This window comes from Pseudomonas sp. BIGb0278 (assembly GCF_024809895.1).
GTDB lineage: Bacteria > Pseudomonadota > Gammaproteobacteria > Pseudomonadales > Pseudomonadaceae > Aquipseudomonas > Aquipseudomonas shirazensis.
The window spans coordinates 147,178-163,297 of record NZ_JANUEL010000009.1 but is presented as its reverse complement, the minus strand read 5'-3'; the positions used below and the strand labels follow the sequence as shown (position 1 = coordinate 163,297).

Annotated in this window: 12 protein-coding genes; 4 read left to right on the top strand and 8 right to left on the bottom strand. The window is 63.1% G+C overall.

Annotated features, from left to right (window positions below; genetic code table 11):
• Positions 1-140 precede the first annotated feature (140 nt).
• The 4 genes from pheA to mtnA form a co-directional block, all read right to left on the bottom strand.
• Positions 141-1,235, bottom strand: a complete 1,095-nt coding sequence (pheA, locus tag M2396_RS23725) for a prephenate dehydratase (RefSeq protein ID WP_259078957.1) — start codon at positions 1,233-1,235, stop codon at positions 141-143.
• Entirely contained in the window at positions 1,235-2,320 is a 1,086-nt protein-coding gene (gene serC / locus M2396_RS23720) for a 3-phosphoserine/phosphohydroxythreonine transaminase (protein ID WP_101323087.1), read from the bottom strand. Before serC ends, pheA begins: the two co-directional genes overlap by 1 nt.
• Before the next feature lie 70 nt (positions 2,321-2,390).
• Positions 2,391-5,165, bottom strand: coding sequence for a DNA gyrase subunit A (gyrA, locus tag M2396_RS23715; RefSeq protein WP_150571400.1), 2,775 nt, complete (start codon positions 5,163-5,165; stop codon positions 2,391-2,393).
• Positions 5,166-5,446: 281 nt separating this feature from the next.
• Entirely contained in the window at positions 5,447-6,523 is a 1,077-nt protein-coding gene (gene mtnA / locus M2396_RS23710; protein WP_101321655.1) for an S-methyl-5-thioribose-1-phosphate isomerase, read from the bottom strand.
• 109 nt (positions 6,524-6,632) lie between these two features.
• On the opposite strand from mtnA, the gene M2396_RS23705 reads away from it, so the two are divergent.
• The 4 genes from M2396_RS23705 to M2396_RS23690 all read left to right on the top strand — a co-directional run bounded on the left by M2396_RS23705 (position 6,633) and on the right by M2396_RS23690 (position 10,184).
• Positions 6,633-7,955, top strand: coding sequence for a TRZ/ATZ family hydrolase (locus M2396_RS23705; protein ID WP_259078955.1), 1,323 nt, complete (start codon positions 6,633-6,635; stop codon positions 7,953-7,955).
• A 64-nt stretch (positions 7,956-8,019) separates the two neighbouring features.
• On the top strand, positions 8,020-8,718 hold the full coding sequence (ubiG, locus tag M2396_RS23700) for a bifunctional 2-polyprenyl-6-hydroxyphenol methylase/3-demethylubiquinol 3-O-methyltransferase UbiG (protein ID WP_101321657.1): 699 nt from the start codon (positions 8,020-8,022) through the stop codon (positions 8,716-8,718).
• Between the two features lie 2 nt (positions 8,719-8,720).
• The gene (mupP, locus tag M2396_RS23695) at positions 8,721-9,392 is read left to right on the top strand and encodes an N-acetylmuramic acid 6-phosphate phosphatase MupP (protein ID WP_101321658.1); all 672 of its coding nucleotides are present in this window, start codon (positions 8,721-8,723) and stop codon (positions 9,390-9,392) included.
• Positions 9,393-9,443: 51 nt separating this feature from the next.
• Complete coding sequence (locus M2396_RS23690; RefSeq protein ID WP_259078953.1) at positions 9,444-10,184, top strand: YciK family oxidoreductase; 741 nt, start codon at positions 9,444-9,446, stop codon at positions 10,182-10,184.
• A gap of 48 nt (positions 10,185-10,232) precedes the next feature.
• Here the strand turns inward: M2396_RS23690 and M2396_RS23685 are convergent, their stop codons facing one another.
• From M2396_RS23685 to M2396_RS23670, 4 genes are all read right to left on the bottom strand, one after another.
• A complete protein-coding gene (locus M2396_RS23685) occupies positions 10,233-11,018 on the bottom strand; it encodes a TenA family transcriptional regulator (protein ID WP_259078951.1) in 786 nt (261 codons plus the stop codon).
• A gap of 39 nt (positions 11,019-11,057) precedes the next feature.
• Positions 11,058-13,514, bottom strand: a complete 2,457-nt coding sequence (locus M2396_RS23680; RefSeq protein WP_259078950.1) for an EAL domain-containing protein — start codon at positions 13,512-13,514, stop codon at positions 11,058-11,060.
• A gap of 146 nt (positions 13,515-13,660) precedes the next feature.
• On the bottom strand, positions 13,661-15,493 hold the full coding sequence (locus M2396_RS23675) for an ABC transporter ATP-binding protein (protein ID WP_101321662.1): 1,833 nt from the start codon (positions 15,491-15,493) through the stop codon (positions 13,661-13,663).
• A complete protein-coding gene (locus M2396_RS23670) occupies positions 15,486-16,118 on the bottom strand; it encodes a DsbA family protein (protein WP_101321663.1) in 633 nt (210 codons plus the stop codon). The genes M2396_RS23675 and M2396_RS23670 overlap by 8 nt, the downstream gene beginning before the upstream one ends.
• Positions 16,119-16,120 lie beyond the last annotated feature (2 nt).

Sequence of the window (16,120 nt, the reverse complement as noted above, 5' to 3'; positions counted from 1 at the left end):
ACCTTTGTCCACAGCGGCTTTGTGCCCCTATAAACACCGGTTTTTTTTTTGCCCCCGGGGGCCGGGTGGCGCCCCTTTGGGGGGGTTGCCCGCCGTGGGGCGGCCCCGCGGCCCCAGTAGCGCAGAGACCAGCCTCAACCTCAGAGTACCGCCTTCGGATACGAGCCCAGCACTTTCAGCGCAACGGCTTCCTGGCTGATCTGCTCCAGCACAGCCTTGATCAACGGATCACGGTGGTGCCCGACAAAATCAATAAAGAACACATAGGTCCACTTGCCACTGCGCGACGGCCGGGTTTCGATCCGGGTCAGGTCGATGCCATTGTCGTGGAACGGCACCAGCAGCTCGTGCAGCGCGCCCGGCTTGTTGCTCATCGACACAATGATCGAAGTCTTGTCGTCGCCGGTCGGCGGCACTTCCTGGCTGCCGATCATGAGGAAGCGCGTGGAGTTGTCCGGGCGGTCTTCGATTTTCTCGGCAATACGCGTCAGGCTATACAGGTTGGCTGCCATATCGCCGGCAATCGCCGCCGAGTTCCATTCACCCTTGACCCGCTTGGCCGCTTCGGCGTTGCTCGACACCGCCACCCGCTCAACATTCGGGTAATGCGCATCGAGCCACTTGCGGCACTGGGCCAACGACTGGGCGTGGGAACAGATGCGGGTGATACTGTCGGTTTTGGTGCTCTCGCCCACCAGCAGGTGATGGTGAATGCGCAGCTCGACTTCGCCGCAGATAACCATGTCGTGCTCAAGGAAACTGTCGAGGGTGTGGCTGACCGCACCTTCGGTGGAGTTTTCCACCGGCACCACACCAAAGTTGACCGCACCGGCGGCCACTTCACGGAACACTTCGTCGATCGCCGCCATTGGCCGGCTGATCACCGCGTGGCCGAAGTGCTTCATCGCCGCAGCCTGGGTGAAGGTACCTTCAGGGCCGAGGTAGGCGACCTTCAGCGGCTGCTCCAGGGCCAGGCACGAAGACATGATTTCGCGGAACAAACGCGCCATCTCTTCGTTGCCCAGTGGGCCGCCGTTGCGCTCCATGACGCGCTTGAGCACGGCAGCTTCCCGCTCGGGACGGTAGAACACCGGCGTCTCGCCTTCGGCCAGGTTGGCCATCTTGACCCGAGCCACTTCCTGGGCGCAGCGGGCGCGCTCGCTGATCAGCTCGAGGATCTTCTCGTCGAGGCTGTCGATGCGTACACGCAGGGCTTTGAGTTCGTGCTCGACCATCAGGCGTGCTCCTTCTCGAATTCAGCCATGTAGCTGACCAGAGCTTCAACGGCGTCCTGACCCAGGGCGTTGTAGATCGATGCGCGCATGCCGCCCACCGAGCGATGGCCCTTGAGGTTGAGCAGGCCGCGGGCGTCAGCACCGGCGAGGAAGGCTTTGTCCAGGCGCTCGTCGGCCAGGCGGAACGGCACGTTCATCCACGAACGGGCGTTGACGCTGATCGGGTTGCTGTAGAAATCGCTGGAGTCGATGAAGCCGTACAGGCGATCTTTTTTCGCCCGGTTGCGCGCTTCCATGGCTTCGACACCGCCCTGCTCCTTGAGCCACTCGAAGACCAGCCCCGAGAGGTACCAGGAATAGGTTGCCGGCGTGTTGTACATCGAGCCGTTATCGGCCGAAACCTTGTAGTCGAGCATGGTCGGGCAGCTGCTGCGGGCGCGACCGAGCAGGTCTTCACGCACGATCACCACAACCAGGCCGCTTGGGCCGATGTTCTTCTGCGCGCCGGCGTAAATCAAGCCGAACTGGGACACGTCGGTCGGGCGCGAGAGGATGTCCGAAGACATGTCGACCACCAACGGTACGTCACCGGTCTGCGGCACCCAGTCGAACTGCAGGCCGCCGATGGTTTCGTTGGACGCGTAGTGGACGTAAGCGGCGTCCTTGCTCAGGGTCCAGTCGTTCTGGCCGGGGATAGCGAGGTAATCGTAGGGCTTGGCGCTGGCAGCAATGTTGACGTTGCCAAAGCGACGCGCTTCTTCGATGGCCTTTTTCGACCAGATGCCGGTCTCGATGTAGTCCGCGGTGCCGTTTTCCGGCAGCAGGTTCAGCGGGATCTCGGCAAATTGCTGGCTGGCGCCACCTTGCAGAAACAACACTTTGTAATTGGAGGGGACGGACAGCAGGTCACGCAGGTCCTGCTCGGCCTTTTCGGCAATGGCCACGTAGTCATCGCTGCGATGGCTCATTTCCATCACCGACAGACCTTTGCCATTCCAGTCCAGCATTTCCGCCTGGGCGCGCTGCAGGACTGCTTCAGGAAGCGCAGCAGGGCCTGCGCAGAAGTTAAAGGCTCGTTTGCTCACATCCACTCTCGCTCTGCTCTGGTCAGTAAGCGGGGCGACCATGGCCGCCCCGCTCGGGTTGTTGCGCTGTTTATTCCTGCGGCGCCTCTTCGGCGGCGCCGGCGTCATCATCTGCCGCCTCTACCGCATCGAGTTCGACGCCCTCTGCGCCCTCCTCGCCTTCGAGCAACTCCTCGAGGTCTTCGGATGGCTCCTGGATCCGCTCAAGGCCCACCAGGGTCTCGTCGCTGGCCAGTTTGATCAGGGTCACGCCCTGGGTGTTACGACCCAGGCTGGAGACTTCGCCAACGCGGGTGCGCACCAGCGTGCCCTGGTCGGAGATGAGCATGATCTCTTCACCTTCCTGCACCTGGATCGCGCCGATCAGCAGGCCGTTACGGCCCTTGGTGCCCATGGCGATCACGCCCTGACCACCACGACCGCGCCGTGGGAACTTGGACAGCGGGGTACGCTTGCCGAAGCCACGCTCGGAGGCGGTGAGGATCTGCGCACCGGACTCGGGGATCAGCATCGAGATGATGCGCTGGCCTTTACCCAGCTTCATGCCGCGCACACCGCGAGCGGTACGGCCCATTTCACGCACGACGCTTTCAGCGAAGCGGATGACCTTGCCGGCGTCGGAGAACATCATGACTTCCTTGGCGCCATCGGTGATGGCGGCGGCAATCAGGGTGTCGCCTTCTTTCAGCTTCAGCGCAATCAGGCCGCTGGTACGTGGACGCGCAAACTGCGCCAACGGGGTCTTCTTGACGGTACCGGACGCCGTCGCCATGAAGATGTAGGCACCGGTAGGCTCTGCAGCCCACTCGGCAGTATCGCCGTCTTCTTCGTCGACTTCTTCGGCTTCGACCAGCTCACCCTCGAGCACGGTGTCGTCGCCGTCCTCCAGCTCTTCATCGACATCGGCGCTCTGCTGCAGGGCTTCGAGGTCGATCTGCAGCATGGCGGTAATGCGTTCGCCGTCTTCCAGCGGCAGCAGGTTGACCAGCGGACGGCCACGGGCAGCGCGCGAGGCTTCCGGGATGTCGTAGGTTTTCAGCCAGTAGACCTTGCCCTTGCTGGAGAACAGCAACAGCGTGGCGTGGCTGTTGGCAACCAGCAGGTGTTCGATGTAGTCCTCGTCCTTGACGCCGGACGCCGACTTGCCTTTGCCGCCACGGCGCTGGGCCTGGTACGCGGTCAACGGCTGGGTCTTGGCGTAGCCGCCGTGGGAGATGGTCACCACACGCTCTTCTTCCGGGATCATGTCGCCGTAGCTGAGGTCGTGACGGGCATCAAGGATCTCGGTGCGGCGCACGTCGCCGTATTCGGCACGGATCGCTTCGAGTTCTTCGCGGATCACTTCCATCAGCCGCTCGGCGCTGCTGAGGATGCGGATCAGCTCGCCGATCTGCTCGAGAATCTCCTGGTACTCGGCCAGCAGCTTTTCGTGCTCGAGGCCGGTCAGGCGGTGCAGACGCAGGTCAAGAATGGCCTGGGCCTGCTCTGGCGACAGGAAGTACTTGCCATCGCGCATGCCGTACTGGGCATCGAGGTTTTCCGGGCGGCACGAGTCGGCGCCGGCGCGCTCGACCATGACCTGCACCGCGCTCGATTCCCACGGCATCGCAACCAGGGCTTCCTTGGCTTCGGACGGGGTCGGCGAAGCCTTGATCAGGGCGATGACCGGGTCGATGTTGGACAGTGCGACAGCCTGGCCTTCAAGGATGTGGCCACGTTCACGGGCCTTGCGCAGCTCGAATACGGTACGACGGGTCACCACTTCACGGCGGTGACGGACGAACGCTTCGAGCAGGTCCTTGAGGTTGAGCAGGCGCGGACGACCGTCGATCAAGGCGACGATGTTGATGCCGAACACGCTCTGCAGCTGAGTCTGCTGGTAGAGGTTGTTGAGCACGACCTCAGGTACCTCGCCGCGACGCAGCTCGATGACCACGCGCATACCGTCCTTGTCGGACTCGTCGCGCAGCTCGGTGATGCCTTCGAGCTTCTTCTCTTTGACCAGCTCGGCGATCTTCTCGATCAGGCGAGCCTTGTTCAGCTGGTACGGCAGCTCGGTGATGACGATCTGCTGACGGCCACCGACCTTGTCGATGTCTTCGATCTCGGAGCGGGCGCGCATATAGATGCGGCCACGACCGGTGCGATAGGCCTCGATGATGCCGGAGCGGCCGTTGATCAGGCCGGCAGTCGGGAAGTCCGGACCAGGGATGAACTGCATCAGCTCATCGATGGTGACTTCAGGATTGTCGATCAGCGCCAGGCAGCCGTCGATCACTTCGCCGAGGTTGTGCGGCGGGATGTTGGTCGCCATGCCCACGGCGATACCGCTGGAGCCGTTGACCAGCAGGTTGGGGATGCGCGTTGGCATTACCGCCGGGATCAGCTCGGTGCCGTCGTAGTTGGGTACCCAGTCGACGGTTTCTTTGTGCAGGTCAGCCAGCAGCTCGTGTGCCAGCTTGGACATGCGCACTTCGGTGTATCGCATTGCCGCAGCGTTGTCGCCGTCGACCGAACCGAAGTTGCCCTGGCCGTCGACCAGCAGGTAGCGCAGCGAGAATGGCTGGGCCATACGCACGATGGTGTCGTAGACCGCAGTGTCGCCGTGCGGGTGGTACTTACCGATAACGTCACCGACCACACGGGCGGACTTCTTGTACGGTTTGTTCCAGTCGTTGCCCAACTCGCTCATCGCAAACAGAACGCGGCGATGCACGGGCTTCAAGCCGTCACGCGCATCGGGCAGTGCACGCCCGACAATCACGCTCATCGCGTAGTCGAGGTAAGACTGTCTCAGTTCGTCTTCGATATTGACCGGGAGGATTTCTTTGGCCAGTTCGCCCATGAGAAGCCTGATTCCTTTTTCTGGTGAAACCTCGTCCAAGTCCCCAGAGGACGAACGAAGCTCGTCGCCGCAGCGCACAGTGGTGCGACGACTTACGACAAATCAATAGGTTGTGCCTTGGATCTGCGCAATGAAGACCGCATAAACGGGCGGCCTTGGAAACTGCCGGATGGTACCACAAAAATGCATCAGGCTTAAGCCTCAAGCTGCAACAAGAAGCGGCGCTGCCAAGCAATGGCCGCTTTGCCCCGACAGCTGCGCCCTGCGCGGCGCGGTGGCGCTCAATGCAGGCGCTTGCGGCACATTAGCTGGGCGATCTTGGCGGTGTCTGGGCGCTCTACCACGCCTTTTTCGGTCACGATCACGTCAACCAGGTCAGCCGGAGTCACGTCGAACACTGAATTGAACACCTCGACCTGTGCGGCAACCCGATTGCCGGCAACATCCAGCAGCTCGTCTGCTTCGCGCTCTTCCAGCGGGATATCGTCACCGGTTGCCAGGTTCAGGTCGATGCTGGTGCTTGGCGCCACCACCATGAAGCGCACGCCATGGTGCATGGCCGCTACCGCCAGTTGGTAAGTGCCGATCTTGGCCGCGACATCGCCGTTGGCCGCGATGCAGTCAGCACCCACCACGACCCAGGTGATGCCCTTGACCTTCATCAGATGCGCCATCGCCGAGTCAGCGCAGAGGGTGACCGGCACGCCTTCCTGCGCCAGCTCCCAGGCGGTCAGGCGCGAGCCTTGCAGCCAGGGCCGGGTCTCGCCGACGTAAATCCGCTCGACCATGCCCTCAAGGTAAGCTGCACGCAGCACGCCCAGCGCGGTACCGAAGCCCCCGCTGCCCAGCGCACCGGCATTGCCGTGGGTCAGCATGGTCTGCTCGTTGCCTTGCTGGCGGCGGATCAACTCGATGCCGTACTGGGCCATGGTCAGGTTGGCTTCGCGGTCGCTGTCGTGGATGGCGATGGCCTCGGCCTCCATGGCCGCCAGCAGGTTTTCATTGGGGCGCAGGCGCTGCAAGCGATCACGCATGCGGTTGAGCGCCGAGAACAGGTTGGCCGCGGTGGGCCGCGCTTCGGCCAGATCCAGAAAGTCTTCTTCGATCGACTCTTCCCAGTCGCCCTTCTCGGCAAGCCGGGCACGCAGCGCCAGGACCAACCCATAAGCGGCGCTGATGCCGATGGCCGGCGCACCGCGCACCGCCATCGAGCGGATCGCGCTCACTACCTGAGACACGTCGGTACAGGCCAGCCAGCGCTCTTGCGCCGGCAGCAGGCGCTGGTCGAGCAGATGCAGGGTGCCGTCACGCCACTGAATGCCGGTCACCTTCTCTGCCGCCAAAAGTCGCTCGCGCATCGCCTCTCCCCGTGCTTTGCTGATCAAAAGCCGGCGATTATAGCGAGCCTCAGCCGCGGGCGCTCGGGTATACTGCGCGATCCGCCCAAACCCTTCAGGTAGCTGCCGCATGCCGACCTCCGTAGCCCCCCTCGACCTGCTCCTGGTGCCGACCTGGCTGGTGCCTGTGGAGCCAGCCGGAGTGGTACTCGAAGGGCACGCGCTGGGCCTGCGCGACGGTTTGATCGCCTGGCTCGGCCCGCGCGAGCGCGCGCCGGCGGCGCTGCAGGTGCGCGAGTTGCCCGACTGCCTGCTGTGCCCAGGCCTGATCAACGCCCACGGCCACGCCGCCATGAGCCTGTTCCGCGGCCTGGCCGACGACTTGCCGCTAATGACCTGGCTGCGTGAGCACATCTGGCCGGCCGAGGGCCGCTGGGTCGATCCGGGCTTTGTCCGCGACGGTACCGACCTGGCCATCGCCGAACAGCTCAAGGGCGGCATAACCTGCTTTGCCGACATGTACTTCTATCCGCGCGAAGCCTGCGAGCAAGTCGAGCAGAGCGGCATTCGCGCCCAGGTGGCGGTGCCGCTGCTGGACTTCCCGATACCCGGTGCAGCGACTGCGGACGACGCCCTGCATCAGGCCATCGAGCTGTTCGGCGAGTTGCGCCACCACCCGCGCATCACCATAGCCCTCGGCCCCCACGCGCCGTATACGGTCGGTGACGAGACGCTGGAGAAGATCCGCGTGATTGCCGATCAGCTCGATGCGCCGCTGCACATGCACATCCACGAGACCGCCAGCGAAGTCGAGCAGGCCGTTGCCGAGCACGGCGAACGGCCGTTGGCTCGGCTGGCGCGGCTTGGTCTGCTGGGGCCGAGCCTGCAGGCGGTGCACATGACCCAGATCAGCGACGACGACCTGGCCCTGCTGGTAGAAAGCAACACCAGCGTGATCCACTGCCCGGAATCCAACCTGAAACTGGCCAGCGGCTTCTGCCCGGTTGAGCGTTTGTGGCAGGCCGGGGTCAATGTCGCTATAGGCACCGATGGCGCGGCCAGCAACAACGACCTCGACTTGCTCGGCGAAACCCGCACCGCCGCCCTGCTGGCGAAAGCGGTGGCCGGCTCGGCGTCGGCACTGGACGCCCATCGGGCCTTGCGCATGGCGACCCTTAATGGCGCCCGCGCCCTGGGTCTGGACACACAGATCGGCTCGCTGGAACTGGGCAAGGCCGCCGACCTGGTGGCGTTCGACTTGTCTGGCCTGGCCCAGCAGCCGGTGCACGACCCTGTGTCACAATTGATCTATGCCACCAGCCGCGACTGCGCGCTGCATGTCTGGGTTGTCGGCGAGCAGCTGCTCGAAGAGCGCCGCCTGACCCGTATGGACGAGGCGGCGCTGACCGCCATGGCCCGCGCCTGGGGCGCGCGCATCGCAGGCAAGGAATGACCACGCGCCAGCTGCGGCTGGCGCTTAGTGACACCTTTTATTCAAGTTTCAGAGGATCTGTTCAATGAGCAACGTCGACCACGCCGAAATCGCCAAGTTCGAGGCCCTCGCCCACCGTTGGTGGGACCGCGAAAGCGAGTTCAAGCCCCTGCATGACATCAACCCGCTGCGGGTCAACTGGATTGACGAGCGCGTCAGTCTGGCCGGCAAGAAAGTCCTCGATGTCGGCTGCGGCGGTGGCATCCTCAGCGAAGCGATGGCGCAACGCGGTGCCACCGTGACCGGCATCGACATGGGCGAAGCGCCGCTGGCGGTAGCCCGCTTGCACCAGCTCGAGTCGGGCGTCGAGGTCGAGTACCGGCAGATCACCGCTGAGGCCCTGGCCGAAGAAATGCCCGAGCAGTTCGACGTGGTCACCTGCCTTGAGATGCTCGAGCACGTGCCTGACCCATCGTCGGTGATCCGCGCCTGCTACCGCATGGTCAAGCCGGGTGGCCAGGTGTTCTTCTCGACCATCAACCGCAACCCCAAGGCCTACCTGCTGGCGATCATCGGCGCCGAGTACATCCTCAAGATGCTGCCGCGCGGCACTCATGACTTCAAGAAATTCATCCGCCCGTCCGAGCTGGGCGCCTGGAGCCGGGTTGCCGGTCTTGAAGTCAAAGACATCATCGGCCTGACCTACAACCCGCTGACCAAGCACTACAAGCTGAGCAGCGACGTCGACGTCAACTACATGATCCAGACCCTGCGCGAGGTGTGAGCATGCGTTTGCGAGCAGTACTTTTCGACATGGACGGCACGCTGCTGGACACCGCGCCTGACTTCATCGCCATCTGCCAGGCGATGCTCGCCGAGCGCGGCATGGCGCCGATCGCCGACAAGCTGATCCGCGACGAGATCTCCGGCGGCGCGCGGGCGATGGTTGCCGCGACCTTTGCCATGAACCCGGAAGACGAAGGCTTCGAGGCATTGCGCCTGGAGTTTCTCGAGCGCTACCAGCGTGACTGTGCAGTGCACAGCAAGCTGTTCGAGGGTATGCCCGAGCTGCTCGACGATATCGAAAAAGGCGGCCTGATCTGGGGCGTGGTGACCAACAAGCCAGTGCGCTTCGCCGAGCCGATCATGCAGCGCCTGGGCCTGGCCGAGCGCTCTGCGCTGTTGATCTGCCCGGATCATGTCAAGAACAGCAAGCCTGACCCCGAGCCACTGATTCTGGCCTGCAAGACCCTGGATCTGGACCCGGCCAGCGTGCTGTTCGTCGGTGACGACCTGCGTGATATCGAGTCTGGGCGCGACGCCGGGACCCGTACCGCAGCGGTGCGCTATGGCTATATTCATCCGCAGGACAACCCCAACAACTGGGGTGCAGACGTGGTGGTGGACCACCCGTTGGAGCTGCGCAAGGTGCTCGACAGCGCGCTGTGCGGCTGCTGATCAATCGCTGAGGGCGCGCCCGCCGCGCCCTGGCTTGCAAAGGATAGACCTATGTTCGATTACACCGCCCGCCCCGGCCTGCTCGCTGGCCGAGTGATCATGGTGACTGGCGCCGGCCGCGGCATTGGCGCTGCGGCGGCCAAGGCCTACGCCGCGCTGGGCGCGACCGTATTGCTGCTGGGCAAGACCGAAGCCAACCTCAATGAGGTCTATGACGAGATCGAAGCCGCTGGCCACCCGCGACCGGTGGTGATCCCGTTCAACCTGGAAACTGCCTTGGCGCACCAGTATGACGAGCTGGCAGTAATGATCGAGAACGACTTCGGTCGGCTTGACGGGCTGCTCAACAACGCTTCGATCATTGGCCCGCGCACGCCGGTGGAGCAACTCTCGGGCGACAATTTCATGCGCGTGATGCACATCAACGTGAATGCCACGTTCATGCTTACCAGCACCCTGTTGCCGCTGCTGAAGTTGTCCGAGGATGCGTCGGTGGTGTTCACCTCCAGTAGTGTCGGGCGCAAGGGCCGGGCTTACTGGGGTGCCTATGGGGTGTCGAAGTTTGCCACCGAGGGCTTGATGCAGACCCTGGCCGACGAGCTGGAAGGCGTAGCACCGGTGCGCTCCAACAGCATCAACCCGGGCGCGACCCGCACTGCCATGCGTGCGGCGGCGTATCCGAGCGAGAATCCGCAGGACAATCCGTTGCCTGAAGAAATCATGCCGGTTTACGTGTATTTGATGGGGCCGGACAGCAAGGCGGTGAATGGGCAAGCGTTCAACGCCCAGTAACATTGCGGCGGCTGGATTGGGGCTGCTTTGCAGCCCCAGATACCGTGATCAACCGGCTGCCAAGCCCAGCCGCGTACGCCCAGCCTGACGCTGCTCCAGCTGCATGCAGCGCTCGAGGAACAGGTACATGCAGTCGTAGCTCTTGCATACCGCCTTGCGCAACTCGGCGCGCAGCAACGGCGTCGGGCTCTCCCCCACCAGTGTGCAGATGATCTCCAGCGCCTCCCAAGGGTGCGCATCGTCATACTGGGCATGCATCTTCAGCCACTTCATGGCGCGCTTGCGGGTCTCTTCCGGGAAGCCCTCGGCATACGCGCCATCCGCACAGACCACCGCCGACCATTCGCCGGTAGCGCCTTCAATCGCATAGTTGGTGGCCGCCATGGCAATCGCCAGCGACTCGGTCGAGCACACCCGCCAGCACCAGTCATTCAAGCCATTAAGTTCGGCTGGCACGTCCTGCGCCTGCAGATCACCCAAGGTCACACCGTGGGCATGGCACCAGTGCACCCAGTAATCAGCATGGTTGAGTTCGACGCGGATATTGCGCATCAGCCAGCGCCGGGCCATGTCCTCACCAGGGTGGCGGGCAAAGCGGGTCTTGGTCAGATTGTGCGCCATGTACAGGGAAAACTGCTCAACCACTGGCCAGCCACCAATCAGGTACTGGCGAATGGTCGCTTGACGCAGTTGACCATCGCGCAGGCGCTGGTAGAACTCGTGTTCGACTACCCGGCGCTTGCTCTCGCGGCAGTCTTCGATCATATGTTGCGCCCACTGCGGGTAGCTGGCGGGATCCATCAGCGGCCCAATCCGAACGAATGCGTCACTCACTGTCAGCTCCTTGATTCCCTGTGATTTAGCCGTCCACTCTCAGCGAAACGTCCCTGGCGCGCGCTGCAGCAAAGGCCGTGCTGCAATTCGTTGGCGTTGCAGGCTATCGCAGGTAAACACCTGCGGCCGCTCGATCAGGTAGCCCTGGGCGTAGTCCACGCCGATTTCCTGCAGGGCCTGCTCGATCAACGGCGTTTCAACAAATTCGGCAATGGTGCGTTTGCCCATGACGTGGCCGATGTGGTTGATCACCTCAACCATAGCGCGATTAATCGGATCATCCAGCATGTCTTTTACAAAACTTCCGTCGATCTTCAGGTAGTCCACCGGCAAATGCTTCAAATAAGCGAATGACGACATTCCGGCGCAGAAGTCATCCAGCGAGAATTTGCAGCCCAGCCCTTTCAATTCATTGATGAAGCGAATGGCACTGCCCAGGTTGGCAATGGCGCTGGTTTCGGTAATTTCGAAGCAAATCATCCGTGGCGGGATTTCAAACTCGCTGAACAGACGTTGCAAATAATCGAGAAATTTATCGTCGCCGATGCTCGAACCGGACAGGTTGATCGCAACCAGTGCCAACGGCCCCGGGCGCCCCTCGTTCAGGCACTGGCGGATAACCTGGAATACGTTGCGCACTACCCAGCGATCCAGCGCGGTCATCAAGCCGTAGCGCTCGGCCGCGGGGATGAAGCTGTCGGGCAGAATGGTCCGCCCGCTTTCATCGTGCAGGCGCAGCAGGATCTCGATATGCCCCGGCCCTCCCTGATCACTGAGGGCGGCAATCTCCTGGGCGTACAAGCAGAAGCGGTTTTCCTCGAGCGCCACATGCAGACGCTGAATCCAGGCCATTTCGCCGAAGCGCATGGACAGCTCGCTGTCGTCAGCGTGGTACACCTGGACCCGATTGCGGCCCTTCTCCTTGGCCATGTAGCAGGCCATGTCGGCAGCGCGCAAGGAGGCCTCAAGGGTGCCGGGCGCTTGCGCCATGCTCACCAGGCCAATGCTCACAGTGGTTATGAACGGCCGCCCCTTCCAGACAAAATGCAGGCTCTGCACCGCCTGGCGCAGTTGCTCGGCGATGCGCTCGGCCTGCTCCTGCGGACAGTTCTCGAGCAGTACCCCAAATTCGTCTCCCCCCAGCCGCGCCAGGGTATCGCCCTCGCGCAGGCCGGACTGCAGCACCGCACAGATATGGCGCAGCAGCTCGTCACCCGCGGCGTGGCCGCAGGTGTCGTTGACCAGCTTGAACTGGTCCAGATCGAGAAACATCAACGCATGCCGGCCAGGCTGACGCGCCAGGCCGTTGAGCGCCTGTTCAAGGCGGTACTCAAACTCGCGGCGGTTGGCCAGCCCGGTCAGGGCGTCATGGGTGGCCTGCCACGACAGGTTGGCGATGTACTGCCGCTCCTGGGTCATGTCATGCAGCACCAGGACGATGCCAGTGGCCTGGCCATCGCTGAGGATCGGTGAGCCCACCAGGTTGACCGAGACCGTGCTGCCATCCAGGCGCTGGATCAACCGTGCATGCTCGGCGCCGCCGCGCAGGCTGCCGGCCAGCACCTGCTCGATCAAGGTGCGCGCATCTTCGTCGCTGTGCTCGTCGAGCAGGCTGAACAGCGCCGACAACGGCAGCCCCTGAGCTGATGCAGCTTGCCAGTGGGTCAGCTGCTCGGCGGCGGCGTTCATGTAGAGGATATTGCCGTCGACGTCGGTGGTGATCACCGCATCGCCAATCGAGGCGAGGGTGATCTGCGCACGGTCCTTTTCGGCCTGCAGTGCACTGGCAAACGCCTGGCGTTGGGACAGCAACTTGCTTGAACGGCGCCAGGCCATGGTAATGAGGAAGATCGCCGTCAGCAGGTTGCTGATCAGCAACACCTTGAGCAGCACCCGCGAGCCTTCGCCCAGGGCGTCGCTGAAGGCCTTGGCGGCCGGCGTCACACCTTCGTTGATGGTGGCGATGCGCGCCTTCCAATCATTGACCTGCTCCGGGGTCGGCTGGCCGCTGCTGAAGCTGCTGTGGATTTCAGTCGCGAGCAGATCGAGCTGGCGCAGGTAGTCGTCGCCGATATCCCAATAGGCGATGGCCTTCTGCATGAAGCTGATGTTACGAAAGTAGCTGTAGAACCAGATGATCCGACTGACGTCTTCAGGGTGGTTGCCGCCCTGCAGGATGCCGGTGCGAGCTGCAGCGTAGTCGGGTGTGGGCTGGTCCAGCGCGATGCGCAGTTCGTGATCGCCCTGGGGCACGGCGATGGCTTGGTGAAAACGCTGCAGAAAGCGCGGCTCAGGCCGCTCGGCGTACAAATTGAGGTAATAGATGGCGTCTTTCTGCGCCTTCGACCAGAGGCTCTCGCCGGCGACATAAGCGCGCACGGCCGAAAGCGTGTACAGGCTCAGGCCGGCCAGCAAGACCTGCAGGATCACCACGGCGACAAACGGCCAGATGATACCCAACAGCCTAGGCGCTTGATGAATATGAGTTCCCTTCATGGAGTCCCTGTCACGGCGGCAGATAAAGCACTAATCAAACCAGACAAGCACAGCGTAGGCGAGAAACCGCTACTAGCTACACGTTCGCATTGCAAAAAAGTGCAGGATTTTCCTGCTCATGCACCGCCGCCGGCGCCGGCCACTGCTCAGCTTTGCTGCAGATGGCCGTACAACTTGGCGTAAAGCCCACCGTCAGCAATCAATTGCTGATGATCACCGTCTTCGGCGACATGCCCGCCGTCAAATACCAGGACCCGGTCGGCCTGCTTCACCGCCGAAAGCCGGTGGGCGATGATCAGCGTGGTACGGCCACTGAGAAACCGCGCCAGGGCCTGATGCAGGTTGTATTCAGTGGCGGCATCGAGGGCCGAGGTGGCTTCGTCGAGGATCACCACCTTAGGCTCGGCGAGGACCATCCGGGCAATCGCCAGGCGCTGACGCTGGCCGCCGGACAGGCGCACACCAGAGCGGCCAACGACGCTATCAAGGCCCTGCGGCAAGGCACTGATGGTGCTATCGAGCTGGGCGATGCGCAGCGCCTGCCAACAGGCTTCGTCACTGCATTCGCGGCCCATGGTCAGGTTGGCGCGCACGCTGTCGTTGAACAAGGCCGGATGCTGCAGCACCACCGCAACGTTTTCGCGCAGGGTCTCCAGGCCAATCTCCTGCAGGCTGGCGCCGCCGAAACGAATGGTCCCGGCCTGAGCGGTGTAAAGACCCAGCAGCAACTGAACGAGGGTGCTCTTGCCGCCGCCGCTGGCGCCGACAATCGCTACCTTTTCGCCTGGCGCAATCGACAGATCGAGGTGCTCCAGCACCGGCTCGTCAGCGTAGGAGAAACGCAAGTCGCGCACCTCGATGCCAACCGTGTCGCGCCCGGCAAACGGATCGCTGGCAGCGGCGTACTGCGGCTCGTCCTCGCGCGCCAGCAGCTCGTTGAGGCGGCTCAGCGCGCCACCGGCGGCGTAGTAGGCGTATTGCAGGTTGAGCAGCTGCTCGACCGGGCCGATCATGAACCACAGGTAGCTGAACACAGCGAGCATCTGCCCGATCGACAGGTCGGAGAACAACACGGTGAGCATCGCCGCAGCGCGGAAGATGTCGATGCCGAACTGGAACAACAAGCCGCTGGCGCGCCCGCTGGCATCGCTTTTCCACTGCGAGGCCACGGCGTAGTCACGCACTTCACGGGCGCGCAGGCCAAGCCGACCGAGGAAATAACCCTGACGGTTGCCGGCGCGGATTTCCTGAATGGCATCCAGCGTCTCGGTCAGCGCCTGGGTAAAGCGGCCAGTGCTGTCGTTCTCGAGTTTCTTCAGGTGTTTGACGCGCTTGCCCAGCTGCACGGTGAAGTAGATCACCAGCGGGTTGAACAGCAAAATCAACAACGCCAACTGCCAGTGCATCCACAGCAGGATTGCCGCAGTGCCGGTCAGGGTCAGCATCGCCACCAGGAAGCGACTGAGGGTTTCGCCGACAAACTTGTCCAGGGTGTCGAGGTCAGTGACCAAGTGAGTGGCCACGGTGCCGCTGCCCAGGCTTTCGTATTCCTTGAGCGAGATACGCTTGAGGCGCTCGATCAGGCGAATCCTCAGGCGGTAGACGATGTCTTTGGCCAGGCCGGCAAACAGCTTGGCCTGAACCACGTTGAAGGCCAGCGCGCAAACCCGCAGGCAGAAGGTCACCGCGAGCATCAAGCCGATATAGCCGGTTGCCTGCTGCCAGTGGCTAGGCAGCAGATGATTCATCCACTTGAGTGCAGCATCGCCGTGGCCCAGCAGCACCTCATCGACCAGCAGTGGCAGCAGCAACGGGATCGGCACGCTGCACAGCACCGCCAGCATCGCCACCAGGTTGGCGCCCCACAAGGCCTTGCGGTGATGCAGTGCCAGCCGGCGGATTTCCGCCCAACTCAGCCGATCAGGGGCGCCATGAGGCTTCCCCGGTACAGGGTCGGGCGACCCCGGCAGGTCAAGCACACGCGGCCTGCTGCAGCCAGCGGCCGAGCAAGGGCTGCAAGCTGGTCAGCGGCTGGTAGCCGTTGGTCAGCAAGGCCAGTTGACCGTTACGTTCGGCCAGCAGGGTCGGGAAACCGGCGATACCCAGGTCTTGCACCCAGCTGAAATCAGCGGCGGTAGCACTGCGGGTTTCGCTGCGAATCAGCGCTTCAGCGAATTGCGCGCGGTCAAAGCCGGCCTGCTCGGCCAAGTCGACCAGTTGCGGCGGGCGGGTTACGTCCAGGCCTTGCTCGTAGAAACCCGCCTGAATCAGCGCCAGCAACGACCAGGCGCGTGCGGCGTCGAGTTCGCGCGCGGCAACCAGCGCACGGCAGGCCGGCTCGGTGTCATAGACAAAACCATCGGGCAGCGCGTCGTCGAATCGAAACGGCTGACCGGTGGCTTCGGCGACCGCCTGCCAATGCTCTAGGATGTAGCGCCGAGTAGAGACATCCAGGGCGCTGCTGGCCGAACGTAGGCCGCCCACCACCAGCCGCGTCGGCACGCCGGCATCGGCTGCCTGGGCGATGAGCGCCGCGGCCACCGGGGCGAACCCCCAGCACCAGGAGCACATCGGGTCCATCACATACAGCAGGCGTGCAGACATGC